Source organism: Hymenobacter arizonensis (assembly GCF_900115775.1).
In the GTDB taxonomy this organism is placed as follows: Bacteria; Bacteroidota; Bacteroidia; order Cytophagales; family Hymenobacteraceae; genus Hymenobacter; species Hymenobacter arizonensis.
Genome location: NZ_FOXS01000008.1, coordinates 72,371 through 98,694, shown reverse-complemented (window position 1 = coordinate 98,694; position 26,324 = coordinate 72,371). Strand labels below are relative to the sequence as shown.

The 26,324-nt window shown below is 61.5% G+C and carries 18 protein-coding genes; 5 read left to right on the top strand and 13 right to left on the bottom strand.

What is annotated here, in order from left to right; genetic code table 11:
* Positions 1–8 precede the first annotated feature (8 nt).
* Positions 9–1,289: a type II toxin-antitoxin system HipA family toxin gene (locus BMZ66_RS21800; protein WP_214607048.1), complete on the top strand. Its 1,281-nt coding sequence runs from the start codon at positions 9–11 to the stop codon at positions 1,287–1,289.
* Between the two features lie 272 nt (positions 1,290–1,561).
* On the opposite strand, the gene BMZ66_RS26305 is transcribed toward BMZ66_RS21800, so the two are convergent.
* The 3 genes from BMZ66_RS26305 to BMZ66_RS21790 all read right to left on the bottom strand — a co-directional run bounded on the left by BMZ66_RS26305 (position 1,562) and on the right by BMZ66_RS21790 (position 2,843).
* On the bottom strand, positions 1,562–1,696 hold the full coding sequence (locus BMZ66_RS26305) for a hypothetical protein (RefSeq protein WP_262507614.1): 135 nt from the start codon (positions 1,694–1,696) through the stop codon (positions 1,562–1,564).
* Between the two features lie 15 nt (positions 1,697–1,711).
* Positions 1,712–2,056, bottom strand: a complete 345-nt coding sequence (locus BMZ66_RS21795; RefSeq protein ID WP_143080344.1) for a hypothetical protein — start codon at positions 2,054–2,056, stop codon at positions 1,712–1,714.
* A gap of 82 nt (positions 2,057–2,138) precedes the next feature.
* Positions 2,139–2,843: a recombinase family protein gene (locus tag BMZ66_RS21790; protein WP_092678409.1), complete on the bottom strand. Its 705-nt coding sequence runs from the start codon at positions 2,841–2,843 to the stop codon at positions 2,139–2,141.
* A 143-nt stretch (positions 2,844–2,986) separates the two neighbouring features.
* On the opposite strand from BMZ66_RS21790, the gene BMZ66_RS21785 reads away from it, so the two are divergent.
* The gene (locus BMZ66_RS21785) at positions 2,987–3,670 is read left to right on the top strand and encodes a recombinase family protein (RefSeq protein WP_092678407.1); all 684 of its coding nucleotides are present in this window, start codon (positions 2,987–2,989) and stop codon (positions 3,668–3,670) included.
* 344 nt (positions 3,671–4,014) lie between these two features.
* Here BMZ66_RS21785 and BMZ66_RS21780 read toward each other — a convergent pair whose 3' ends face one another.
* From BMZ66_RS21780 to BMZ66_RS21765, 4 genes are all read right to left on the bottom strand, one after another.
* The gene (locus BMZ66_RS21780; protein WP_177204848.1) at positions 4,015–5,160 is read right to left on the bottom strand and encodes an FG-GAP-like repeat-containing protein; all 1,146 of its coding nucleotides are present in this window, start codon (positions 5,158–5,160) and stop codon (positions 4,015–4,017) included.
* Between the two features lie 506 nt (positions 5,161–5,666).
* Positions 5,667–6,398, bottom strand: a complete 732-nt coding sequence (locus tag BMZ66_RS21775; protein ID WP_143080343.1) for a hypothetical protein — start codon at positions 6,396–6,398, stop codon at positions 5,667–5,669.
* 8 nt (positions 6,399–6,406) lie between these two features.
* On the bottom strand, positions 6,407–11,842 hold the full coding sequence (locus BMZ66_RS21770) for a T6SS effector amidase Tae4 family protein (RefSeq protein WP_092678401.1): 5,436 nt from the start codon (positions 11,840–11,842) through the stop codon (positions 6,407–6,409).
* Between the two features lie 35 nt (positions 11,843–11,877).
* On the bottom strand, positions 11,878–16,560 hold the full coding sequence (locus tag BMZ66_RS21765; RefSeq protein ID WP_143080342.1) for a PKD domain-containing protein: 4,683 nt from the start codon (positions 16,558–16,560) through the stop codon (positions 11,878–11,880).
* A gap of 735 nt (positions 16,561–17,295) precedes the next feature.
* Between BMZ66_RS21765 and BMZ66_RS21760 the strand changes: the two genes are divergently transcribed.
* Positions 17,296–17,742: a lipocalin-like domain-containing protein gene (locus BMZ66_RS21760; protein WP_092678397.1), complete on the top strand. Its 447-nt coding sequence runs from the start codon at positions 17,296–17,298 to the stop codon at positions 17,740–17,742.
* A gap of 1,558 nt (positions 17,743–19,300) precedes the next feature.
* On the top strand, positions 19,301–20,920 hold the full coding sequence (locus tag BMZ66_RS21750) for a hypothetical protein (protein ID WP_092678393.1): 1,620 nt from the start codon (positions 19,301–19,303) through the stop codon (positions 20,918–20,920).
* A 613-nt stretch (positions 20,921–21,533) separates the two neighbouring features.
* Here the strand turns inward: BMZ66_RS21750 and BMZ66_RS21745 are convergent.
* From BMZ66_RS21745 to BMZ66_RS25275, 6 genes are all read right to left on the bottom strand, one after another.
* Positions 21,534–21,965, bottom strand: coding sequence for a hypothetical protein (locus tag BMZ66_RS21745; RefSeq protein WP_092678391.1), 432 nt, complete (start codon positions 21,963–21,965; stop codon positions 21,534–21,536).
* A 90-nt stretch (positions 21,966–22,055) separates the two neighbouring features.
* Positions 22,056–22,625, bottom strand: a complete 570-nt coding sequence (locus BMZ66_RS21740; RefSeq protein ID WP_092678389.1) for a hypothetical protein — start codon at positions 22,623–22,625, stop codon at positions 22,056–22,058.
* A gap of 128 nt (positions 22,626–22,753) precedes the next feature.
* Complete coding sequence (locus tag BMZ66_RS21735; RefSeq protein ID WP_092678387.1) at positions 22,754–23,155, bottom strand: hypothetical protein; 402 nt, start codon at positions 23,153–23,155, stop codon at positions 22,754–22,756.
* 134 nt (positions 23,156–23,289) lie between these two features.
* A complete protein-coding gene (locus BMZ66_RS21730; protein WP_143080341.1) occupies positions 23,290–23,484 on the bottom strand; it encodes a hypothetical protein in 195 nt (64 codons plus the stop codon).
* Positions 23,485–23,696: 212 nt separating this feature from the next.
* Positions 23,697–24,515 (bottom strand): DUF4369 domain-containing protein, encoded by an 819-nt coding sequence (locus BMZ66_RS21725; protein ID WP_092678383.1) that lies wholly within the window; start codon positions 24,513–24,515, stop codon positions 23,697–23,699.
* A gap of 167 nt (positions 24,516–24,682) precedes the next feature.
* On the bottom strand, positions 24,683–24,985 hold the full coding sequence (locus BMZ66_RS25275) for a hypothetical protein (protein ID WP_143080340.1): 303 nt from the start codon (positions 24,983–24,985) through the stop codon (positions 24,683–24,685).
* Between the two features lie 546 nt (positions 24,986–25,531).
* Between BMZ66_RS25275 and BMZ66_RS26300 the strand changes: the two genes are divergently transcribed.
* The gene (locus BMZ66_RS26300) at positions 25,532–26,179 is read left to right on the top strand and encodes a response regulator transcription factor (RefSeq protein WP_092678379.1); all 648 of its coding nucleotides are present in this window, start codon (positions 25,532–25,534) and stop codon (positions 26,177–26,179) included.
* The last annotated feature ends 145 nt before the right edge of the window (positions 26,180–26,324 follow it).

Genomic DNA, 26,324 nt, shown 5'->3' with positions numbered 1-26,324 from the left:
GCAACGTCATGGCCAAGAGCGCGATTCGCCGCCAACTGTTAGTATTTGCCCATTGGCAGGAAATGGCCGAGCCTCAATTAATGGGTACGCTGCTGGCAACTCCTGTGCGGGGTAAGGAAGTATTTGCCTTTGAGTACGCCCGGTCGTGGCTGGCTTCTCTGCACGCGCAGCGGCTGGACCCTAGTCTGCAACTCTACGCTGGTTTGCAGTACGTGCCTGCGGAGGACCAGGGTAACTTCGGCCTGTTTCTAGACTCGGCCCCGGACCGCTGGGGGCGGCTGCTGATGCGCCGTCGGGAGGCCGCCCTGGCCCGCTTAGAAAGTCGCCCGGAGCGTACGCTGCTGGAATCGGATTACTTACTGGGGGTATTCGATGCCTATCGGATGGGAGGACTGCGCTTCAAGAGCGACCCCGCTGGGCCTTTCCTTAACGACAACCAGGCGATGGCGGCCCCACCCTGGACCTCCTTGCGGGAGCTAGAACACGCCAGCCTTCAGTTAGAACGGGCGGAGGCGGCCGACGACCCGGATTATTTGAAGTGGCTGGCGCTGCTGATAGCCCCCGGCTCTTCGCTAGGCGGCGCGCGGCCCAAAGCCAGTGTCGTTGACCAGCAGGACAACCTCTGGATTGCCAAGTTTCCGAGTGGGCAGGACGAGCACGACGTGGGGGGCTGGGAAGCCGTCGTCAATGTGCTGGCGGAACGCGCGGGACTGGAAGTCGCAGTGGGCCGGGCGCAGCGCTTTGCCAGTCGGCACCATACTTATCTGTCCCAACGCTTTGACCGCACGCTCACGGGCCAGCGGCGACATTTTGCTTCCGCCATGACGCTGCTTGGCTACCAGGATGGCATCAATCACCAGGATGGGGCCAGCTACCTGGAACTGGCGGAATTGCTGATGGCCCAGGGTGCCCGCGTGGCCGAAGACCTGACCGAGCTCTGGCGGCGCATTGTGTTTAATATCTGCGTATCCAATACGGATGACCACCTACGCAATCACGGGTTTCTGCTCACGTCCGCCGGCTGGCAACTGGCTCCTGCCTACGACCTGAATCCCATTCCCTTCGGCCAGGGGCTCCGGCTCAATATCTCTGAAACGGACAATGCGCTTAGTCTGGACTTGGCGCGGGAAGTAGCTCCTTACTTTCGCTTAAAGCCCACGCAGGCGCAGCATATATTAAGCCAGATTGTGGCCGCCGTGCAGCCGTGGCGACGGGTGGCTGAAGAGTATCAACTTGGCCGGGAGGAACAAGAGCGGATGCAGCGGGCTTTTACGGCGGCTAGATTGTAACGACTCTATCCTACTTTGAACATAATCGCCGGTTCCCAACTTTCGCTTATAGCATCGACGTAGCTGATTTTGGCGGGGTCGAAGGCGTCCAGCGCCTGGGCTACCCACTGCTCATCGACTGTGTCTTAGTAAGCAAGCAGGTGCACGGTGGCTATCTGGTCAGGATTGAGGCGCAGCAGCCGGCCGATGTGATGGGCGGCCTTGCGCTCGTTGCCGAAGGCGTGCCAGATGATGCCCACCCGCAGATTCGGGATGCTGATGTCCTCCGAAAACTAGGCCACGCAGACCAAGCGCTGAATCTCCCTGGTGTTAAATTTGTCTGGATTGGCTTGGGTGTGCTTGTTTTTGAAATGGTAAGCGTGGGCGGCTTGCTCTTCGGCCTGCTGCTGGTTGCAGGTAAAGAGCAAGAACTTGTCCGTCTGCTAGTCGGCCAAATAGCGCATTAGCCCTTGCTGGGGTAGTTCATCAGGGCCTGTATGCGCAAGATGCGCAGTGTTTCGACCGGGAGCTGGCCATGGGCGACGTTGGCTAGGCTTGCTCCAGTAGGAATAGTTCTCACTTTCACTGGTGGTGAACTGGCTGCCGAATTTAGTGGTGAGCACGTAGTCGCGTTCCATGCGTAGCGGCAGCCGGTGCACGACCAAGCAGTGGTCGTTGAGCAGGCCCGCCAGCACGGCTTCGTCGGTGGTGTAGTCCACCACGATGGGGCAGTATGTGGTGTAGGCTTCCCATTCAAGCCAACTAGTTGGCAGTAGAGAAAAGCTCACCTTCGCAAGGAAGTAACACTACCTGGTTCTCTTGCTGAGCATCACCTTGGTTTAGCCTTTACCACTCAGCAGTAGCTATAAGTTACCCAGAAACCGAATTCTTATTGGCCGTTGGAAGCCGCTCGTAAAGCCGTTGGACTTGCTTTTGATTGAAAGTCCCCCCCCGTGGCGCCGTAAAGCCCAGAGCATTCAACTCCCCCGCCAACTGCCGAAAGCTCACCCCCTGTGCCCGACGCGAACTGATAAAGGCGGCCGCTTGCCGCAGGCCTGGGTGCTGCTGCACTTGTGCGCGCCGCACCAGGAGGCTCTGTTGCCGGGCGGCATCCGTTAAATTAGCCGGAGTTCCCAGGGTCGCGCCGCGGGCCTTCTTGGCGGCCAGCGCATCTTTGGTACGTTTGGAAATGGTTTCGCGCTCGTGCTGGGCAATGACGGCGAAGAGGCCGACGGTTAGGGTATTCGCATCGGGCATGTCACAGCAGACGAAGTCCACCCCCGAGTCGCGTAGCGCGAAGATGAAGCCCGCGTTCCGGCTCAGCCGGTCTAGTTTGGCGATGAGCAGTGTGCTGCCCACCCGCCGGGCCTCAGCCATGGCGGCGAGTAATTGGGGCCGTTGGTTCTGCTTGCCACTCTCTACCTCGATAAATTCTCCCAGCAGTTGGGATGGGTCCGCGACAAAGGTGCGCACTGCAGCTTGCTGGGCTTCGAGCCCGAGCCCCGAGGCTCCCTGCTTTTGGGTGGAGACTCTATAATAAGGAGTGTAGCGTTTGGCGGGAGCCGTCGGGGTCATGGTACAAAAAGCAAGTACAAAAATACCGGTTGGGCCAGTATCAGCGCAAAGATAACCCCTATAGTCATTTGTTAAAGGAGCGCGTTTACAACATGTAAAATGGAGTAGCTTGCGGGTGTTTTCTTCCCCACTGCCCTCTTTTCATGTCGCCGGCCCGCCGCTACACTCCTTATTATAGAGTCTCCACCCAAAAGCAGGGCAGCTCCGGCTTGGGGCTCGACGCGCAGCGGGCGGCGGTGCGGGCCTTTGTCGCGGACCCGGCCCAGCTCGGGAGCGAGTACGTCGAAATCGAGAGCGGCAAGAAGAACCAGCGCCCGCAGCTGCTGGCCGCCATCGCCGAAGCGCGCAGGGTAGGGGCGACGCTGCTCATTGCCAAGTTGGACCGGCTCTCGAGAAATGCCGGGTTCATCTTCGCCCTGCGCGACTCGGGAGTGGACTTTGTCTGCTGCGACATGCCCGACGCGAACACGCTTACCGTGGGCTTATTCGCCGTCATCGCCCAGCACGAGCGCGAGACCATCTCCAAGCGCACCAAGGACGCCTTGGCCGCCAAGAAGGCGCGCGGCGCCACGCTGGGCAGCCCGGCCAATTTCACGCCCGCCGTGATTGCCCTGGGCCAGGCCGCCATGCAGGCCAATGCCCGCGCCCACCAAGCCAACCGCCAGGCGGCCCGGCTCGCGGGACTGCTGCGCGCTCAGGGACATACATTGCAGCAGGTGGCCGACGAATTAAACCAGGCCGGTTACCGTACCCGCCGCGGCCGTGCCTTCCATCCTACCACTGTCCAACGGTTGCTACCGGGGGTAAGCGCGCCGCCTACACTTTAAAAGGGCTAGCTCAGGGCTGCATCACTAACCAATATTACTGGGGTCACTAAAATGGGCCGAGCAGGCTTACTCTCCGCAGCTGGAAACAAAGTTGCTCTAAATTATGCGGGTATCCCCTCTACCTGTGGGCGACAGCATCCGCTTACGGCTTACAGGGACGAATTGTGTACCCGCGGCCTACGTAAATTTGCAAAGCGTTACCGTAAAGGTTTTAGTCATGTGCACCTTCGGGCTTTTACCATCTTTGGGTAGGCCCGCGATCGCATTATCGCGGGCCATATCTCCTGACTGGATTGATTTTTAGCTCCGGGTTTGACGGAAATGCAATGAGCCATCTGGAGGGCCTATCGCATTACGATGCGCTGGCTAGAGACGCCCGCTGGGGCCGCGAGCCGTAGCACGTAGACACCGCGGGGCAAGTCCGCCACGGAAACGGTGCTGGCCGGTGCCGCCACCTCGGCCCGGCGGACCTCCCGTCCCAGGGCGTCGAACAGGGAGGCAGTGAGCGGGCCGCGCAACGCGGCCGGCCGCGCCACGGTCAGCTGCGTGGTGGCCGGGTTCGGGTAGGCCTCCACCCCGGCCAGTTGCGGGGCGCGCGTGCCCGTGGCCGTGGCCAGGGACCGGTTCAGGTACACGCGCACGGTGTGGTCGCCCGCGCACGCCACGACCACATCCGACAGGTAGTCCCCGTCCACGTCGGCGAGCTCCAAAGCCACCGGGTCGGCGCCGGTGGCCAGGGTCAGGGGCGTGCCGTACCGGGAGAGGCCGGCCGCGCCCGAGTGCGGAAACACCTGGAGCTGGTTGTCGGCCGTAAGCACGATCAGCTCGGGGTTGCCGTCGTTGTTGAGGTCCCGGAGCAGCACCTGGCGCGGGGCCGCGGACAGCGGGTAGGACGCCTGCGAGCCGAATTGGCCGTTGCGCAGGTTCAGGAACAGGGTGATTTCGGCGCTGCCTTCGTGGGCAATGGCAATGTCGGGCAGGTTGTCGCGGTTGACGTCGGCCGTGGCCACGCGCACAGGCCGGAGGCCGGCGCTGGCCTGGCGCTGCACCCGATTCGAGAAATGCCAGTCGGGGGCATCGGTGGCCGGGTTCGGGTTGTCGGCCAGGACGACCGAGAACTCATTGGTCAACAGACTGGTCACGACCAGGTCCGCCACCCCGTCGCGGTCAAAGTCCTCCAAAGCGAAGGCCGAGGGGCGGAAGTTGGGGCGGAAGAAGTTCCGGAAGCCGTTGGCCACATAGGAACTCGAGTTGAGCCGTTGCCAGTACACCCCGCTGACTACGGGCGCGGTGGGGTCGTCGTGCAAGTAGACGAAGTCGGCCCAGCCGTCGCGGTCCAGGTCGCGGACCTGCAGTTGGGGATTCAGCGAGGTCTGCGAAGCGCCAAAGAAGTTGAAATTGGGGCCGACTGTTACGGGCGTGAAGGTGCCGCTGCCGTCGGTGTTGTTGGTGAGCAGGGTGTAGACGGAGCTGGGGCCGCTGATGGCCACCAGGTCGTGGGGGGCGCGCCCCGGGCAAGGCCCCCCACGACCTGGTGGGGCCTTGCCCGGTGGCGTAGGTACCCGCCGCCGGGTTGGGGAAGTCGCCGTTGCCGGTTTGCAGGTACACACCCACGGAGTTGAGCCCGCGTTGGCACACGGCGATGTCGTTGCGTTAGTCTTGGTTGAAGTCGCCAAAGGCCACAGCGCTCGGGGCGGCCCCAGCAGGGAGGGCGATGACGGCGCCGGGTTGTAAGTTAACTGGAGCAACGATTTGGGCGTGGGTGACCGAGAACGGAGTTAGTATCAAACAAGGTATGTGCTTATATATATTTATTTTGATATTTGGTATTTAAATGAAAAAACACGCAATGGGAAGCTTAAGATTAAAAGTTACTCGATCCTATTCAACTCGAGTGCTGGGTTAAATAGTAATTCTGTTTACGTAATGACTGCTATTTGTCAATTGGGAGCAAATATTAATTATTGCGAGTTATAAGTTCGCGAAAGTATAAATGTTAATTGATGCGTTCTAATAGTATAGGTTTGCTTATACCATCTAATCGAATCTCATACCATAAAAACGTTTCATCGAAAATCATGGTACCCATAACCTTTATATTATTAGGATTAGTGACTGACACCCTCGCTTTTATTGACGGGTCTTGCCCAGTGAACCAGTTTATAATTTCTATGCTTTTTATATGATTGTTGCTGCTGAAGGCATAATCATTGTTTAAGCTAGCAGTGGTCGTGACTTTATCGTCTTTCAGGCTTATTCTAAACTTGCCTATAAATTCAAGTTGTAGTTTCAGTAAGTGGGGATCGATGATAAGACGGTTATTAGGGAGAAACCTAGTAATAGGAATATTAAAATGTTTGCCTTCAAAAGTGAAAGAATAAGACGTATAGTTTCCACTGAAGTCTTTATTTAAGTAAAAGTCTACTTTAGAATACTTAGATAATTTTCCTTTTGATGGAAAACGTATATAATTTATTTTCATGCTACTCTTATCCTTAGTGGGGGTTAAAGATGTCGCAATAAAATCATCTCCATAGATCATAATGGATACCCGTTTGTCATCTTTCCTAATCCCAGCGATTGGTAATGAATGCTGACTGTTTAGTTGATATTCATTTGATGCCTTATCAATCTCATAATTAGGGACCCAGCAAGTAGCAGTTTCCTTCCTTTGAAAAAAATTCAGGGATGTTACGAATATTAGTATCGACAATATGAGAGTGTTCATGTTGAATATCATTTAATTAACCAGATCCAATATTCTTTTCCAGCATATACCCCTGAACCGGATCTCTCGTTCCAAAACAGATCAATATGGCTAATCCCAGTTGGATCAGATTCAAAAAAGATTCCTCTGAAACCACTTCCCTTCACGTTATATATGCTATGAAAGTCATCTGGTGATACCTTGGTTGGTGCTCCTAATACTTCGTCTCTACTGAGCCAAGTTGCTAAACCAAACGCACGCAAGGCCCACCCTTCTGCGGATACTGGATTTCTCTCATTTTTAGTCGGATCCTTAAGTTTACTGAAAGATGACATATCAAATCCTGCTCCCATTAGCGCTACGCTTAGCCTAATTGCGCACTGATTTTCATAAAGCGGGTTCATGCTAGGTCTCTGATGTATTACATTACCTTTTGCATCTGTAAAATTCTTAGGGTAAGCTTGCCATAATGATACGAATAACGAAGGGTTGTTTTGGATAAAAGAACCAAACCCCCCTTGTGTCGAGGCAGTTAATGTGTTCAGTGTTTGAAGGACTTCAAGATTATATGTAGCAGATTCCCTACTTGTTGCAAAGCCGTTTTGTCCCCAAGCACCAAAACGGTCCAAATAGTTTGCCCCAACCGCAAATGCTTGGTCATCCGTTCTATAACTGGTATAGGTGCCACCATTAGCTGAACTCCAACCTCCTCCAGCTGCGCCAAGATGGTCCACCGAAATTGTCCAAGTATTTCCATTCCTCACTATCGCAGGGTCATCCCCATAAGGGTCATTAAAATTCGTTGGGTCGTTGAAGCTAAATGAATAGGGGCTGTCACCCGCGTACTTAATGGCCATTGGGTCAATGCCCTGAAAGCGCCCAATGGTTGGGTCATAATTACGGTAGAACGTGCTGTAAATGCCATTATCGGCTCCTAGTAGTTCGTCCTGCAACTCCGAGCCGCCGTTGTATTGGTTTTTACTCACCTGCGGCTGGGCCGTTGTGTTCACCGCTACCCCGGTCAGAGCCATGCCAAAAGGGTAGTAATGATTTTCCTGCGACACCAAGGCTTGGTCTTGCGGATGAGTGATCGTGAGCAGGTCAAAGTATACTGGCAGGCTGGCCTCGTTGAGCTCCTGCAGGCGCAGCGAGCCGGTGCGCGCGTCTTCGCTGGACAAGTCAATGTCCAGGGACAAATCAAGCGAGTGCCACAGCCCATCGGCATGCACGGGAACTGGTACATGGCCAGATCGCACCACCTGCCCCTTTGCGTCGTACAAGGTCCACGCTAATTTGGCTTCAAGGGATGAGGTGGCGGCCCCGATTTGACTGCTGGTGGCCTCCGGTATTAATAGCCGTTTGGCGGTTAAGGCGCTCAGCAGACCCGTTACGTTGAGCTGCAGCCCCGGTGTGAACTGCGTAGAAGGTCGGCCATCGGGTGCAGGCGTGCGACCAGAAGGCAAAAACGTCGGGGCCAGTGCTAGGGATACTTGCGGTGCCACCCGCAAGGCCGAAGGAGTCTGGGTGGCGTTGTTCTGTACGCCGTTGGGTGTCTTGCAAAATACCCGTACCTGCAGGTGGTCGCCGTGGGCCACGGGCACGTTGATGAACGGGCCAGGCGCTGCACGGGTAACGGCGGCGACTTGGCTCTCGTGGTAGGCCGAGGAAGACGGCGTGCGCGTCAGGGCGATGTTGTTGAATTTGGGGTAGTCCCCCTCCGCTTCGCTGGTTTCCGACGAAAGCCGCAGTTCCTCGGTGCCCGCTTGGGCGCGGAAGGCGACCCGTAAGTTGCCCAGGTGGTCGCGCAGGTGGTACTCGTAGGTCAGCTTGGTATCGGCTTGCTGCACGGCCAGGGCCCGGCCCTCCGGGGTGGGCACCGAGCGCAGCCCGGTGAAGGAGGGCGAATCCTCGTACACGAAGCCGTCGACGTAATACTCGTTCTTTATTGTCGCGGTCGTGGTTTCCTTACGCACCACCGCGCCGCTCGCGTCGTAGGTGAAGGCCAAATTGCTGGTGCCCACGGTTTGGCGCTCGGTTTTGTTCAGCGCGTTGTAAACATAGGAAGTGTTTTTATTAACGTCGCGGGTGACGCTACCGTTGGCATCGTAATCGTACTCCACGTAAGCGAATCGTTCCTTGAACCCCCGGTTTACATCGGCGTTGTCATCGGCCCACGTCGGCCGATTACCATCGTAGCCAAACTGCAACCGGTCCAATAAGGCCGGCGCCGCGGTAGTATTGTCCTGGGTGTAGCGTTCCAGCAACATGATATTGCCGTTAGCGTCGTAGACGATGTTCTTCTCGTCATATGCCCCCTGCTCTAGCGTCCAAAATTCCCACGGATTAACCCGGGCGGCATGCGTGGCCGCCGTCAACCGGCCCAGTCCGTCATAAGCGAAGCGGTAGCTGCGCTCTCGCTCGGCCGGGTTTTGAGGGGCGGCGCTGTTGTGCACCATCCAGCTCACGGCCGAGATGCCGCCGTCATAGCGGGGCGTGTTGCCCAACGAGCCGGGGCCGGCTTGTTCGCGATAGAGCGCGAACCCAAACAGGTCGTTTTCCGAATTGTTTTTCAGGCTGCCGTTATTAATGCTGGTCAGCTGCCCGTGCTGATTGTAGGCAAAGTCTTCGTATTGCAGGAACTTGGCGCCCTGGTCGCGGCTGTGCAATTTCTTTTGAGTCAATTCCCCCAAGCCGGTGTAGCGGTTGCTGCTCACCAGCACTTCGGGCTCGACGGTGTTTTTCCACGCGTGCTGCTGCCAGGTGTGCAGCAGACGGCCCGCCGGGTCGTAAGCAAAGCGATTGCGTACCACGACGGGAGTGGTGGCCCCGTACTCCTGCTTCTTTACCGTCCGCAGCAGCTGGGCCACAAACCCTCCCTCCCGGTACACCAGGGTGGTGACATCGCGGAGGTCGGCACTGGGCTGCAACAGGTTGTTGCCCTGCTTTTGCACCACGTTGCCGTACTGGTCGTAAAAAAAGACCGTAGTCAGCCATCCGCCGTACTGCCCCCCGGGCTGCACCACGCGGCGACGGGTTACCGTGGTCATACCGCGGGTTTGGGTGGTGGCCGTCGGTTGTTCGGCAGGGAGCAGCTGCGGCTCGGCCCGCAAGGAGAAGTCGGCCGTTCCATTGCCATCCAAGTCGTAGTCATCGTAGAACGAGGCGGCGAGCAATACCGCGCCGCCAACCCCATCCTGGACGGCCGGAAAGGTATTGCCGGTGGTGTAGCCACTCGCCGTGCGGGTTTCATACTCCACCGTTTGGGTCTGCGCGAAGGCATCGGCGGCGTCCTGCACTTCCGCCCGGGAGCGGCCGCTGGCGTCCTGCCACAGGCCTTCCACGACGCTGCGGTTCTGAGCGTCGAACTTGGTGAACAGCCATTGCTTATTAGCCGACGCGCGCCGGTTGCCGTCCTGCACCAGAATGGGGCGGTCAAAGGCATCGTACACCACGTACACCGGGGCGGCGCCGGGGAACTGGCGCTCTACCACGCGCCCGCGGTCGTCGTACGTGTAGAGGTAGAGCCACCGGTTCTTGAACCCGGTGTCCACAATGTTCCACTGGCCGGAGCCGGCCATCTCCCGCACGGCCGCGGGAGGGATGATGGCCTGCACGTAGCCGGCGTCGGCGTACACGGTGTAGGTGTCGAAATGCTGGCCGTCGGCCACTTTGCGCTGCAGCACCACCCGCCCTAGCTGGTCTTTGAATACTTCGGTGCGCCGATTGTCGGGGTCCAGCGCGACTTCCTTGCTCAACTGCCCTTCGGGGTACCACTGCCGGCCGTCCAGGCCCTGCCAGCGGCGGACTTCGGAAGCGGCGTTGCCCGCGTAGCTCACCCGCGAGGTGCGGCCGGCCCAGGCCTGGCCGGTCTGGGTTTGCTCCAGCGGCCGACCCAGCGGGGACGCTTCGGTGGTGGTGGTGCTGGACGGCAAGCCGCCTTTGGCAGCGTAATAGCTGTTGAGTTTGGTTAGCGGGTCGGCTTCGTACTCGCCGTTGGCCTTGGCTAGGGTGGCAACGGGGACGGGCAAGTAGGTGAGGGCCGTCGTGCCGGTGCCCTCGTAGCCAAAGTGCTGGACAAGGTCTTCCTGCAAGGGTCCGGCCTGCACCCCCACCTGCTGGATGGGTCGGCCCAGGCCGTTGGCGTAGGTGACCGTTTGCCGGCGTTCGGCGGGCAGCAGGCGCAGCACCTCATCGGCCGTGGTCACGCCCGGCTTGAGCACGACAATCTCGTTGGCGTACGTGAGCGGCTGGTCGTTGACGGTCTGGCCCGCCAGCGCGTCGACAACCTCCACCGGGTTGGAATCGTGCGCCGCGCCGTTGCTGCCCGTGATGCGGACGACATACGTACCAGCCTGAAAAACCGTCAGCCGGGCCGTCGTGGCGTTGGGCACGACGGTGCCGTTGAGCAGCCACGTGTACGGCCCCGGGTAGGCGGGATCCACCTGTTCCGCCTGCAACGGCAGCCCCGGGCCATAACGCAGCGCGACGGGCCGCGTCGGCGCCTGCCCGTCCACGGTGATGCGCACGTTGCGCAGGAGCACGGGGTGGGGCTGCCGGGAACTCTCCCGGCACGTGGTCACGCTCAGGTAGTAGCTTCGGCTAGCGGCGATCGTGGGCGTTTCAAACCGCCCCCCACCCAAATCGACGAAGGGGGCCCGGGTTGGCCCCGTTTCCTGTTCGTACCACGTGTACACAAACGTGGGGTCATATTTTTGCAGCGTAAACACCACTTTGCCGGGGCCGTACCGTCCCAGGTTGGTGGGTTCGGGCCAGTAGGGCTGGACGCCCACGTTTACGGTGAAGGCCAGCGGGGGAAGTGGGCAGGGGCCGGCATTCGGCAACCGGTAGGTTAACCGATATTCATAACTCCCTTGTTCGCCCGAAACGAATAGCCGGCCGTCGCTGTCCGACGCCACCGGGGTGCCACCGGCCGTGCTCCACACGCAATTGGTTGCGCCGGAGGGGGGCGCCAGCCGCAGCCAAGCCTGCGGGCAGGTGGTGGCACTGGTAGCGGTGATATTAACCGGGGGGTTGTTGTTGCTGTAGCTGTGAATGGTAATGACCTGGGGCGACGGGGAAGCCCCCACGTAAACGTCCAGGTAGGCTTGGGGGTACGAGTAACGGCCCCCAATATCATCCAGACACCCCGCGTACAGCCAAATGCGCTTAAAGCCGCTTGAACTCCATGCGATGGTCACGGTGCTGCCGTCCGGAGCTTCGGACAGGCGGTTTCCGCCGACTTCGTCCCACCCCCAGCTGCAGCTCCCGCCGCTGGCATAGGCGTAAAAAGTAGCTGCTTGGCCCATGCAAACGCTTGTCGGGCCGGAAATCGCTATGTAAGTGGGCGAACCCGTTTCGGGCTCTAGTTCAAACTGGCCGAAGGCCGGCGTTGCGCTGCGCCAGGCCAGCAGCACCAGCAGCAGCAGCCCGCGCAGCAAAAGGGAGGGGGGTAGAACTCGTTTCATAAAGGACGGTAGAGCAGCGAGGGAATCAGCACAGGTCAAGGGGCAATAGAAAGCCCGCACGGGTTGGAGGTGCCCCCTTGGCTATTGTAGCGAAGGATCGAAAACACTTGCGACATGCCCAGCACCACGCCGTTGCTGTTGGAGAGGGTGCACCGGTAAGCGCGGGGCTCGGCTACGAGAACCCTAATCGACGCCCCGGTGGCCGCATACGGAGACCACCCGCCACCGTCAACCCCCCGGTACTCCCAGCGGTAAACCAGGCCCGGCCCGGTGGTCGTAACCGTGTACACGTTGTGGCTCGGTCGGCCCGAGGGAACCTGGTTGGGGGAGCAGGTATTGACCAGCACATCGTCCTGCTCCCCGCAGTTATCAATGGACACAACGCCGTTCACGCAGTCGACGACCGTTAACGGAGCGGGGCGGACCTCCACGTACTGCACCGAGCGGAACACTTGCCCTTGCCCCACGCGAGCCAGCAGGGTGACGGCAAAGGATTGAATTTGCCCGCCGGTGGTGAAGCGGTGCAAGACCGTGGGAGCCGCGACAAAGTCCGTTTTCGTGCCGTCGCCGAAGTCCCAGCTGTATTGCAGGTTCGTCGAGCAGGCGGTGGCGGCGGTAAAGGACAGGGTCTCCCCGTCGTAGCGACTGCCGGTAATCGTAAACGAGGGGCTGATTTCGGGTGCCCGGCCGGCCACCACCCGCTCCAGCTGTTTGACAACGGATCCGTTGTGGTCCCGCACCCGGGCCAGGTCGCCCAAGACGTTGTAGTCGTAGTAGGTGGTCTGCCCCCGGCCGTCCGTTTCCGACGTTTTGCCTTTGGCCAGGTCGTAGGTGGTGCTGGCGGCGGCGGCGGCGCTGGGCAAAAACAGCACGTCGTCTAACTGCACGGCGGCAGAAGTCTGCAACTGGAGGGCCAGATTGCTCAGGGACGGCTTGGTAAGGCCAGACAAATTAACCGTGGCTTCGTAGTACCGCCAGGTGCCGTCGGTGTTCCCGAGGACGAGGGGTTGAGCGGGTGGGGCCCCAGCGGTTCCACCCCCTGCGTAGGCCGTGAGGCTGACCGTAACGGTAGCCGCCGCGGTGGTCCGGGCCCAGAAGCTGAGCCGGTAGGCCGTGTTGGCGCAGGCAACCAGTGAACTAGTCACAAAGCTTCCTCCCGGCAAAGAGGCGCCGGTTGTGCCGGTGCGCGCGGCGTCAGACCTTAAGGTAGCCCCCTGCCCGAGGCTGAACCCGTACGGTTTGGCGGATTCAAAATCGGAAAAAAGGACTTCCGACGACAAGGCATTGGCAATCTGCAGCACCGGCACGGTGCCGCTCTGGTCCAGCTGCACGGCGGAGCGTTGCCGGCCGGCCTCGGTGCGGGTGGAGAGCGGCAGCTGCTGCGCGCTGGTTTCGAGGACTGTGGACACCAGGCGGAAGCTGGGACTGACATACAGTTCTTTCCCACCCGCGGCATTGGTCACCACGCGGATAGAATCGTAGGTGCCCACGGGCGGGGGCGTGGTGGTGGGACGCGGCAGCGCGGCCGCGGGCTGCCAGCGCAGCACCTGATACGGGCGGGTGGGCACCCCCGGGCTGGCCGCGGCAAACGTGTTCAGGGTAGCCCCCGCAAAGCGCACGTCCGTGGGACTGAGCACCAGCTCGGTAATGGTTTCCACCGGCGTGGCGCTGATGTGCTCGTTGGTGCCGATGCGCTGCTGCATGGCCTGAAACCGGGGCTCGGCCGCCGAGCCGGTGAGGTCGTAGTCCGCCAGGTACTTGTAGCGGGTGCGGTAGGCTTTGCCGTCGCTGTTGCGCCGGCCTTGGCTGGCCAGCCAGCCCTGGGCGTTGTAGTTGTACCAGGTTTCGGATTGGTTATCGGCCAACGACCCGTTGGGCACTACTTCCGTTTGGCGCCGGATGGCGTACAGAAAGTCCGTCAGAATGGAGTACTTGGCGTAGGCGTAGAGCTGTTGGGCCCCTCCCGTGAGTTGCTCATACGCCAGTCCCGTCACCCCTACGGATCGGTCGGTGGGGGTCAGGTCGCGGTATTCGTAGGCAAACGTTTCCCGCCGAACCGTTGCCGGGGACGCGTTCCCCACGGGCTCGGCCTGGTAGGTGATGCTCAGCGGCAATCCCCGCCGAAAATCGTAGTTGGTGGCGGGCGCGAAAGGATACAGCCCGGTTCCGGCTCGCAAGGGCGCCGCGGAGGGACAAAACGTTCCCTCTCTTCGGGGTACGGTATAGGTTGCCCGTCCCAGTCCCATGATGGCCCGCGACCACGCGAAAGTGAGGCCGGCCGCGGGCTCCTCCGCGACAAAGGCTTCGTCGGCGCTGCCTAGGGCCTGGTACACGGTCACCACCCGGCCCCGGCCCGTCATTTGCTCGCTGACCCGGCGGTAGCCAATGGCCCGCCCTTCAAACGGGTCTTCGGTCAGGTCGTCGCCGCACCGCACCGTGGCGTTGGTCCACTGTTGTTGGGGAGAGTCGCCGCTGGCGGGCAGGGCAAACGCGAACCGGGGCGCGCGCAGCAGCACGCCGCTGGCCCGGCCGTTGTCCTCCTCGTACCCGTAGTCGCGCCGGGCTTCCAGCCCCGTGACGGGGTCCTGCACGCGGACGGCGCGGATGCGCGTGCCGCCCGCCGGGTACGACTGCTGCGCCACGGCGTCGTAAAACCGGTGGGGCTCGTACTCCAACAAGGCCTTGCCCCCGCCCGGGAGCACGAAGGCCTTGAGGGTGCCGGCCAGCGCGGCTTGAAAGTTAAAGCACGCCGCCGGCCGCCGCTCGGCGCCGGGCAGGGTGAAGCCCCCCGCGGCTGCGGTTGGTTCCGGGACTTCGTACAGGCGGTAGGGGGCCCCGGGAACCGGCTGGGCTGGCCCCAGCAGGGCGGGGTAGACGTGCAGCCGGGGCACCAGCGTCGGGCTATGGTTGGGGGTGTAGTAGCCCCAGTAGTCCCGGTCGTTGGCGCCCACCGGCGGCAGGGCGACGGTTTCTCGGAAGGCGTTGCCTAACAGGGGAACCTTTTCAACACCATGGTAGGTGAACTCGTACAGGGGCTGGCTGGCGCACCCGTTCGTCGCGTGGACGCTGCGCAAAAACCGGCGGGTGGTCAGAAATTCCGAGAGGGGGTTGCCGTGGCTGTCAAAGGAGTTTTGCCCGGTTGCCGAACTGGGTGCCGCATTGGTGTAATTAAAGTCGTAGCGGCGAATCAGGGCGTTGTTGACGCCGGACTTGACCTCCACGGCTTGGATGTAGTAGGCAGAAGCGTCGACTGCCACCAGGGTAAAGTCCACGCGGGTAGCGTCAGAAACTACGGACCTTAGATACAGGGTGGTGACCTGCGTTTCAGTGCGGTACTCCTCCGCACCCGCTCCCGCGGACCCACCCCGCAAAAGCAGCCGCGACGACCGCGCTGGATTGTCTACCGGCGTGTGGGCGGCCCAGTACTCCAAGCCAATAGCCGCGCCGGCGGGGGTCCGGATGCTCGAGGCCAACCACGCGGTAGCATAGGCAAAGCGCTTCGCGTTATCCGGTAGCTTATACTGCCAGTACTCCCGTAGAAAGTAGCTGGGGGCGGCGGCTACGTTGACCAGCTTCTTGGTGACGGTCTCCGGCATGTTAAAGTCGTAAACGGTGCCATCGGCCGTCCGGATGGTAAACGAGGTAATGCCACTGCCCGACGTGGCCCCCACGGGAGTTATGTTGATGGGGTCGAAGGGAATGGTGCGGGCGTGGCCTTGCGCGTCGAAGACGAACTTGCCGGAATGGCCGGGCAGCGAATAAGAAAAGACGTCGGGTTCGGAGTCGTACCAGTGGCGGGCACCGGTGAGCCCGTGCTGCAGGCTGCCGAATTGGTGGAGCGCCTGCCGCGCCGCCGCCTCATTACCATCTACACAGGCGTCGGCTGAAAAAGTAGCCGGGGCGGTGGGGACGGCATTCATCTTTGCTTCCGGGGACCCGCTGTTGTAGACCAGCCACCCGTAGCGGAACTCGTTGCGGGTGGGGTCTTCTTCCTTTCTGTCGTCGGGCAGCCCGCGTACTTCCCGGCTTATGCGCACGCCGCCGGTCAAGGCCCAGTTGACGCCCACGGCGCCGCCTTGGTCGTCCACGCGCACCCCCGTGGCCGCGTAAGCCAGGCCCAGGGGTAGGCTAATGCCGGGGGCAGCCACGGTGTGCAGGGGCAGGTAGAGCTGCGCCGTCCCGGTGAATTTGTCGACGGAGATTTCCGAAGGGAACCAGCCGGCGGTGGGCGCTGCGCCTAATTTATAGCCTTGGCTGTTCGCTTCCGCCCGGACCTGAATGTAATCCAGATCGACGCCCCCGCTGTCGTCGGCATCGTAGCGCACCATCACGGTGTTGGAACCGGCCCGCAGGGCCAGCGGCACCGTGTGAATGGTCCAGTTGGCCCACGTGGAAGTGGACGGAAAGAGCACTTGGGTAACGTCCCGGCCGTTGACGTACACGCTCAGCCGGGGGGCGAAAGCGCCTCCGGCGGCGTAGCGGAAGTCCACGGCGTACGTGTTCGATTCGACGACCGAAACGGCAGAAAACGCCACGGAAGCCGTTTTGCTCCAAACCGGCAGCACGGCGTATCGCACGTCTCCGGCAATGCCAATCTGGGCACCGCCCGCGAGCGTGCCGGACTCGGCCTGGTACAATGCTTGGGCCTGTCCAGCGGTTGCGAGGCTGAGCAACAGCAGCAGCGCGCAGCAAAAACAAAGAAGTAAACGTGTAGCCATACAACGCGGGCGGTAGAGGGGAAGACGGTAAGCAAAGCCAGGCCTGAGCCAGTCGGACAAGACCCCGTGGCTGGAAGAGCCACGCTGGGCGCGGCCGGCAGCCCAGGCAGTTGACTGGACATGCTTCGGCACCCCTGCGGGCGCAGCCCATCTGGGATAAAGGCAAAAAGAGGTGCTGCCGAGGGCAGTCGATCGGGGGGACGGGGGCTTCAACGCGAGGCGCCCCGTTGGAGGGCAAAGGGTAGATATGGCGTAGACCGGAAACCGGCAAACGCCACCAGTGCGAACTAAAAGGCCTTTCTGTGGACGAAGGGCCCTTGCTTCACGCGCAGAAGTTTCTGCAGCTTGGGAGAGTGAGAGAGGCGGTGTCAGTACTATTGAATAGAATCGGCATCGCCCGTTGGAAAGGGATAGTACAAATCAACTTGACGAAATTAAACGAACCTAATATTTAACAATTAAACCGCTACTATTTTAGACAATATATTGATAGTGAGGCGCTATATTTAATAGCTAAGTTTTTAACTCACTGCTGGATGCGTGCCGATGTAATTGAATTAAAACAAGATTGATTTTCTGCTTGCCGCGTTAGTCGGCGCGCTTCATCGCGGAGGGCTGCCCGGGCAACGAACAGGGGGGCGCGAAGTGCCCGCTGCGCATCCTCTAGGGAAGCGGGCTTCGCGAATTTGGGGCTAATTTGGTGCCCTCAATCCACTAACTTTTATTTTCTACCCCATGAAACACGTGCTACCGTTGCTTTTCTGCCTGTCCCTCGCCGCCTGCGGCAGCCCAGAAGGCCAAGACCCAGCCCCCATTACCCCACCGGCCCCCCTTACCCCGCAGGCCCGATTGCTGGGCACGTGGAATTGGCAAACCACCCGCGAGCAGCGCACCTACCTATCGGGCAACAATCCCAACACCGACATTACCGTCACCCACCAGAACACCAGCGTGACGTATTTGGCGGATGGCACGTGCACGTGGACGATGATTGTTAATGGGCAGCCCTTGTCGAACTCGACCGCGTACACGTTTGACGGCAAAATCTTGCAGATTATACATGCAGCCCCCAATCCGCCGCCAGCGGAAGTGATTGAGCTGACGGCGAACAAGCTGGTGACGGTGTCGACGGAAACAAAAGTTGGCGGTGTCCGGATCGAAACAATTACCGCTACCCGCTAGGCTAGGCCCGGAGGGAGCTTCGATGGGTGCTTACTCCGCCTTCTCAGTAAAAAGCCCCGGCCTTACAGGTTGGGGCTTTTTCGTTGCTCAAAAACCTTTTTGATTGCGCGAAGCGACATGGGCCACCGTTTCCTTAGACTAGTACGGCTTTCCAAATCTTGCTAAGTGGCCCGTTTAGCACGGCGGGTGTATCATCGGCCCATGGCACAGCTCCCGTTCCGTTCGGCGCAGGCTTTGTGGGTCCTGTTGATGGGCCCCTGCGGCCCCGTTCTGCCCGGCTACGCGCAAGGGGACCCGCCTTCCTCCACCGGCACCCTGTACTGCCCGGTCGGGCCCGTACCCGTCTGCAACGGGGACTTGAGCCACGGTTGATAGCCCCGTGTTGGCCAATCGTCGCAGCAGCAAGAGGGTCATTTCCGTGGGTTGGCGGTGCAAGGAGCCGAGCAGTTCGGATTCGTAGGCGCGAAGCGTCTCAACGCCGTGCACCAGGCCCATCCAGACGCCGCCGCGCTCGTCGGTCGGGAAGCGTGCCAAAAACCGAAACAGCGGCACCTGGGCTTCCCGGGACGGGCCGTGTTCCCACCGCTCGGCCAGCAGGTCACCGAGTTCCTCCCACGACCCGTGCGGGGGAAAGGTGGCCAGGGCCTGGAGCCATGCAGGAACGGCGCGCGGCATTGCGCGGCAAATAACGCCAAGATAGCCTTTTGCCATTTTACTCCTTAATGCTTTCCCGATTGCTTTTCTGTCCGCCTCTATCATTAATACTATAGCTGCAATCATGTCCGTGATGCACCTGCCAAGGGTCATGCTTAGGCCGGTAACGACATCTGCTCGCAACGGCAAAGCTGGCATCCTGGAGGCGTTGTTTCATGCTTTCCCCAGCACCGCCTGCCCCACTACAACCAACGCGCCCGATTCGTAGAGACTTATAAAATACTAGTATAAAAAATATTTTACTATTTAAAATAAAATACTTTTATTTGCTTTATAATTACCCAAAGGTCTTCCTGCCTTCACGTGCTCGCAGAGTCTTCTGCGCCGCAATAAGCTGCCTGGATTCCACACCAGGTCGTTTGTTCGCATCGGTGGCGTTTGCCGGTTTCCGGCCCAAGCCATGTCTGCCCTTTGCCTTTTTGCGTGTGCCTTCCACCAAGGCCCCGCCGCTTCCTTGTAAGTCCTTTTCCGGTTGGCCTCACGCCCGATAGCAGGCGTTGCTGGTAACGCGTCCGCGTCTGCGCGAACCCCAAAGGATAGGACTGCTCAACCCAAGGAAGCGGTTTGCCAACGCCTAGGCCTGTGTGGCCAGGGGGAAGTATGTCCGTGTTTATCCAACCCTGCAGGAGCTTATGCAACGGTGCGTCCTCTTCCGCCAAGGCACTGCCCCTCCAGGAAGTCCTGCACACGCCGGTTGGCGCGGGGGGCTTTGGCTATCCCCCGGCACCACTGCTTTCTGGAAAGCGGCGCCGGGCACGCTCGCGGCCGGCGTTGGGCGGTAACACCCCAAAGAATTCAACTAGTAGTTAGTAGTTCTCTTTTTCTTCACCTTTTCCCCTTTCTCATGCTACCGAATCTACCGCCAAGCCCCTTCTACGCCCAGTGGTCACGCAAAACGACACTAGCCCTGCTTCTGGCCATCGGGCTACAAGGGTGCGCCAAAAAAGATGACCCGGCCATCGCCCAGGCACCCGTTCCGCGGGCCACGCACGCGGCCGATGCGGTCGCAACCCACTACTTTGCGTGGGACACGGACGATTACGTGCCCGGCCCCGCCCAGCCAAAATTGCCACTGCCGTGGGCCGTGGGCGCTACCACGAAAATCAGCGCGGACATCAGCCTCGACTACAAAGCGGCCGCGGGGTGGAATCTGCTTTTTAGCACGTTCGACCCGCAGAAAGACCCCCAGTCCGGGACGGGGTACTTCATTCTCTACAACAAGTACCGGGGGATTTTGCGCATGTACTACCACGTGTCGGACAAGCAAACGTTTGCCCTCAGCAACGACCTGTTTCACGGCGTGAGCATGAATGGCTCGCACGCCCCCAATTCTCCTTTTCTTAATTTTGCAGGGCCGCAGATCATTGACATCAACCAAAAGCTGCAACAATCTTACGTGGTGGTTGAAAAAGGCCGCGCCGTTGCCAGCAACACGTGGTATGCTTGCGAAGTGGAGGTGGCGTACGACCAAAACATGGCCGCACAAAGCTTCAACACCTTTTGGTTCAACTGGTACCTGAACGGCATCCAAATTACGCAGTTCAAGGCCAAGGGCACCGCGATAGGTAACATCACGGGAAACATCTCCATGCCTTCCTCCAGCTTCAGCTACACCGGCGGCACGGTCAACAACGCCAACATCGGCGCGTTGCTCAACGTCAACGGCAACACGGATGTGAACGGGGCGGGGGGCTCCAGTGGCTCCGGCGGGGGCTTGATTTCGACTCTGACCGCGGCGGCCGGGAGCGGGCTTAAAAAAGCGCTCACCAGCGGGGTGTCGGGCTTGGTAACGAACGTGTTCAGTTCCATCTTCAGCAGCGACAGCAACGCACCGAACACGAACCTTAAACTCCAGGCGGACATCAGCTTGACCGGATCGCTCACCTCGACGGGGGCGCTGACTGACGTGAAGCTAGTGCCTTCCGGCATTGACCAGTCGAGCACCGTGGGTTACACGCCGTATTATGACAAAGCATTGGGCGTTTTTTACCCCAATTCGGAGTTGCGCTTCACCCGGCAGCGTAATATTGTACAGCGCATTAATCAGCCATCGACAAACACTTATTTTGTCCATTCCGACCACCAGGCAAACATAGATCGCCTCGTGTTTAACCCCGAGGTCTTGAATGTGGCCACGATAAGCAATTATTCGCAGGAGCTTGTCAGCTTGGAAAACGGGGGGAGCAACGCAAATTTCTCGGGCTTGGAGGAGGTCATTGGCGACAGGCCCGCTTATGACGGCAGCGGCAATCAGACTGGCGCCACGCCCGTCACCTATAGAATCGGCACAATGCTGCAATCCGATAACATCCCCCCGGGAATCGTGGGCATTCGGATTGGGTTTGACGTCACCCCAAAAGACAACAGAAGCCCGAAGGTGCGCATTACAAAAACCTTTACGGCCAGGCTGGTGGACAGCGGCGAAACAGTGGTCATAAACCCACCCGGAGAAGACCCTTATTAGGGCGTGGCTCAAGCCGTTGAGGGATCACGTTCCTTTGACCTTAGGCGTCGTTATCCGAAGCCAACGGAGACAAAAACGAAGCCTAGAACGCCTCTGGGGTGCAATTCCCTTGGGCCCGCGTCCGGCCTTGGCCCGAAAAGGAAGCAGGGCGGTTGCGCCGTACCGCTTGCCGTGGTAAAAGCATAACAAAGGCCCCGCTTCGATCGTCCGGCGGGGCCTTTTGCTTGCCAACTCACGTGGTCGGGGAACACGTAATTTGGGACTAGATGGGGTTTTTTGCTTTGCAAAAGCGTACGGCTTGGGTTACGAGCTGCCGGGGATACTGCAATTCGCCAAGGCGGGTAAAAAATGGTTTGTCCCATAAATTAACCGGGCTTCATTCGCACAACTTCTGTCAGGCGCAGCCCCTGCCCTGCCATTAAGCAGCCCAGTTTGATTACGTATAAGGTGGCTTAATTACTTCGGTGTAGAGTTGGTTGCCGCAGCCGGAAAGCAGAAGTAGAGCAGCGTTTTTACCGGACTTGAGATAGCTCTGGCATTTCCCACGGCATGTTTGCGCGAAAGAAAGGCACACGCATCTTTGCAAACGAGGCGAGTCTAAGGTCTTACCCTTTCAGTGAACCTTGGGCTGTTGATTCTGCAAGGCTTGGCGCAAGGTTTCCTGCAACTGGCGCAACGCCTCGGGGGTGTTCAAGTCCACCACCAGCAAGCGGTCGGCCACACCCGCTGCTTCCAGGCACGCGATCTCGGCCTGAAAGGGCCGGTCCTCGAGCCAGTAGAAGTCGGCACTCAGGTCAATGGCCTCGGGTTTCAGCGCATCCCAGGTCGTGGGGAGCACGGCCCCCAGCTGGGCCAGGCTGCTCGCCGGCAAATACGCGGCGAGGTAGCGCAGGGCCGTGGCTTGGTCGCCTTGGCAATGGGTCGTGAGCCAATAGCACGCGAAGTGCTGCGTGACGAACGCCACGAACGCTTCCACGCCTGGGGCCGGGCGGGTGTGCTTGGCCGTGAGCAACACGCCGTCAATGTCTAAATAAAGTTTGGTCACCCGACGAAAGTACGTCCCTTCTAAATGCTCCTTCTACTTTTGGGACCGTTTTAGTGAACGGGAGTAAGCCTGCTTGGGCATGCCTTGGTGTTAGAGCGCCCGGACCAAAAAGTGCTCGGCAATCACGTAGTTGGACCCAATTAGGACCACACTCGACGGCGGGTCGGGTCGGGCGAGGACCCCGTCCGGGTCTCCGAAGTGTTTCGTCGCGACGCCGTGCTGCTGGCAGACCCCGATGACCGCCTTGGCGAGGGAAGCGGGCGCGTGGTAGAGGAGCACGCCGCTGCCTTCTTGCAGCGTCTGCTGCACCCGCGCCACGGCCTGGAAGCGGTGCCAGCGGCACAGGTAATGGGGCACGTCGCGCCAGCCTTGGGAAAAGGCGTCCACGCAGTGGACTATCGCCGCCCCCAGGGCCTGCGGGTCGTGGGGCCGGGAGGTGAGAAAAAGTTGCACGGCGGGCTCGTTGTGGTCGAGCAAGAGCGGATGCGTGGTGTGATGGGTTATGGCCCCGTGGGCCCCGGGCTTGAGACGCGCCTCTTTCTTCGCGCGGAAGTCGAGGCGGAAGGGCGCGTTGGTGGGCGCCACGGCGACCCGCACATACGTGGTTTGGGCTTGGATTATCGTAGCCTGTCGAGGGTGCGTGAGCCAGTCCGTGAGCATACGGCAAAGTAACCCTCCTTTGCTTGAACGACCGTTTTGCTGAACACATCGTGTGGCGATGGCAGCAAGCAAAGGCGGAGTGCCTTCCGGCTCCGGGCATCCCTACCGCGGTGGAGGAGGGGTCCGCCTTACTCCGGCACCAGGGCGAACGCGTACCGGGCGCCGGAACCCTTCTTTAGCACCAGCACGGTGTCCGAGCCGGCCCGCTTGCGCAGGCTGTCGCCCACGGCCGCCACCGCCTGAAAGGCCGCCCCGCCCCCCTGCTGCGGCGATGGGGCAAAGCGGTAGCGCCGGGAGCCGTCCAGTTCCACCTCGACGAGGACCTGGTCGTGGCGCACCGCCAGGGACCGAAGGGGGCCGGCAAAGGCGGCGCGGCGCAGGGCGGCGGGCGCGCCGGAATCGTCCACGTACCCCGGGGCACACCCCGCCAGCCCAGCGACCAGCCCAGCGACCAGCCCAGCGACCAGCGCCGGGGCCAGCGCGCGGAGGACGGGGGGAAGGAGCGCGTAGAGGACGGAGGGGTTATTCATGGGACACAGGGGCGGCGCGCCTTGCCCGCGAACGGGCGGCGGATCCGCAAAACTACGCGCCCCGCGGGGGAACGCCGGGGCCGGGGCGGCGTTCGCCCGCGGGGCGCGTGGCAGTGGGGCCGGGCGCCCGGCCGCTACTGCCCCCAGACGAACGCCCACAGCTGCTGCGCCAGCCCCCCCGCCACGAGCAAGAGGGCGGTGTAGGTGGCGTTCAGCCCTGCCTCGTGCGCCCGCAGCTCCGACCAGGACACCGGGTCGCCGTGCAGCACCCACCGCAGCAGCAGGCCGGGCACGGCCACGACCACCACGACCACATATTCGACAAACACGTCCATCGGCACCTGCCCTTAAAGCAAAATAGGCAATACGGGCGAGGGCGACGGCAGTTGGTTCGCGCCGCCGGATTGGGGCCACCAGCAGGGGACAAGAATCGCTCGTTTTACTGTTTCGACCGTTTGGCTAAACGCACTCGTTCACAATACGGCCTCTAACCCGCCACGCCTTGGGTCTGCTTTCCCTGAATCGAGGTACTGGGTGACGCTCAGCGGCCACGTGCTTCCCTTTGGGGCGCCGCGGTGGGAGCCGTCCCCTTTTTTCGGGCTTGCGCCAGGATTTCCTTGCCAAACGACGACTGCTGCCACGCCGGCGTGAGCGTGTCGTACATCTCCCGGTAGTCGTTTCCGGTGAGCGAAGGCCCCAGGGTGCACAGCGTCGGCAAGGCGGCGCCGGCCGCCGTGTCGCGGTAGCGCGTGACGTACGCCTTGAGCAAGCGGACCCGGACGGCCTGGAGTTGGCCCACCAGCCGGTCCAGCTCCCGGGCGCTCGCGGTGTCGTGCTGGAGCCTCAGCGACTGCACCACCTGCCGGAGCTGGTGGCGGGAACGGCCGATGCGTTCGTCCTCGTGCAGCCAGGCCTTCCATTGCTGGTCGATTTGCGACCCGCTCACCCGCACGCTGTCGTATACCGGCGCCCCACCTTTTACGGCCAGCGGTTGGTTGTCCAGCAAGATATCCGCCAATTTGGTCGACCGCCGGCCGCGGCCGGCGTGCAGGTACGTGTGCGCCGGTTCGGGCAAGTGGCCGCGCAGCACGAACGTCCCGTTCGTGACGGTCGCGGAATCGATGGTTCGGCGCTGCCCCCCGTGGATTAAAAACACCTTGGACCCCTCGGCCAAGCCGTTGATTTCGCCGGCCACGCGGTACTCTGGCCGGGATTGGGCGTGTCCCGGCTGGGCCGCCACGACTAAGAACAGCAACAGGACCAGGGGCGTGCGGGCGCGGGGTTTGCCGAGGAAAAGGGCGGGCGTTCCGGGAAAGCCGGAAACGCGACGGGCCCAACGGGTAGTCGACGGAAGGGGCATGGGAAGAGGCCAGAAGCAGGGGCCATGCAAGCTAAGGCACCGGCAATCAAGTACGGGCGTTTGATTTTGTGCAGCACCCGCAGAAACTGGCAGGAAAGGAAGGGGGCGTCCCGATTTTCTGGTGGTAAATCACGGTTTACGTGAACGCATTGCCGGCACTGCGCACGTTAGGGCACGGGCACATGGTCCAGCTCAAGGCGCACGGAAGGCCCACCGGCCTCCAACGGCCCAACGTAGGTGGCGCTGACCGCACGCGGGGCTCCGGCCTCGACCCGCAACGTGCCCGCGGTCACCGGCGCCCGGTACTCCAGGGAGCTACCGGGGGTGGCCCCCCCGGCGCGCACGAGCAGGAAGGGGAACAGCGTCACCGGCCCGGGGCCGGGCAGGGCCGGGTCCGCAAAGGGGAAGCTCACCGCCAACGGCCGGCCCGTGGGGAGTTGGGTGGCCACGCGCACCGCAGAGACCGTCACCGGGGGCGGGCCGGGGGCCTGGGAGGGGGGCGACTCCACCACGAGGGCCGCCGAGACGCTCGACAGAACCGTGCGCACGCCGTGCTCGTCGGTGTACGTGGCCCGGGCAGCCAGCGGTGGGGGCGCGGGGTCGGCGGGCGTGCACGCCGTCAGGGCCAGCAGCACCGCCGCGCGGGACAGGGAAGGGTTCATGGCCGAAAGGTAAGCGAGCGCACCAAGCGGAAAAAGACGTACCCTACTTTCCCATTCCGACCCTTTCGCTGAACTGGTGAGCAGGTGGTTCCGACGGGCCGTGTTATTCGTAGGTACGGCACGTCCGTTCCCGAACTCGCGCGGGGGGGGCCACGGGCGGCCGGCGAACGTCGGCCGTCCTACCCGGCGAACCCGCGCACGTCGCTCGCCGCGTGGGCCGCCCTTGCTACCGGTCGCTCCCGGAAGGGAGCGCGTCTGGGCAGGCGGGTCGCAACGAACCGAGGGCCGGGCCCGTTTGTGCAAGCTGGGGCGCTGAAATGCTCCACAAACCGGCCCCTTATTCCCCTTCCGAAGATGATTCGTGTTTTGGTAGCCGAACCCGACGCCGCCGCCCGCGCCCGCCGGCGCACGCAGTTGGCCGGGCAGCCCGGCCTGGCCGTCGTTGGCGAAGCGACGCGCGCCCGGCACGTCGTGGCCCAGTTAGCCGCGACCCCGGCGGACGTGCTGCTCTGGCACGGCGCGCTGGGGGACGCAGCCGGGCTGGACCCGGTGCGGGCCGCCCACCCGGCCGTGCGGGTGCTGGTGCTGGGCCAGGCGGACCGCCTGGACCGGGCCGCGCGGCTGCTCGCGGCCGGGGCCGCCGGCGGCGTGCTGGCGGACGCGGCCGGCGCCGAGCTGGCCCAGGGCATCCGCACCGTGGCCGCGGGCCGCCGGTTTGTGGGGCCCTCGCTGGGCCTGGCGGCGTGGCGCGCGGCGCACCCGGCGGGGGCCCCCGGGCCGTCCGCGCCCCCCCCACCGGGGGGGGGCGCCGGCTTGTCCAAGCGCGAAACCCAGGTGCTGCAGCTCGTGGCCGCGGGGTGCAGCAACGCCGAAATCGCGGCACAACTCTTCACCAGCCGGCGCACGGTCGAAACCCACCGGCAGAACCTGCGGGCCAAAACGGGCTGCGTCAACACGGCGGCCCTGGTCCGCTACGCGGTCCGCGCCGGGCTGCTGGGCTAGGCGTCCGCCGCCAGCTGCCGCCTCGTGGTCACGGCCCTCTTTGTGCTCGGCGTGTTCAACTTCTATCACTCGGCGGTGAACGGCTTTGACCACTAATCCCTCGTTTTGCGATTCGGACCGTTTTCCTGAACAGTTGCAGCGTGCC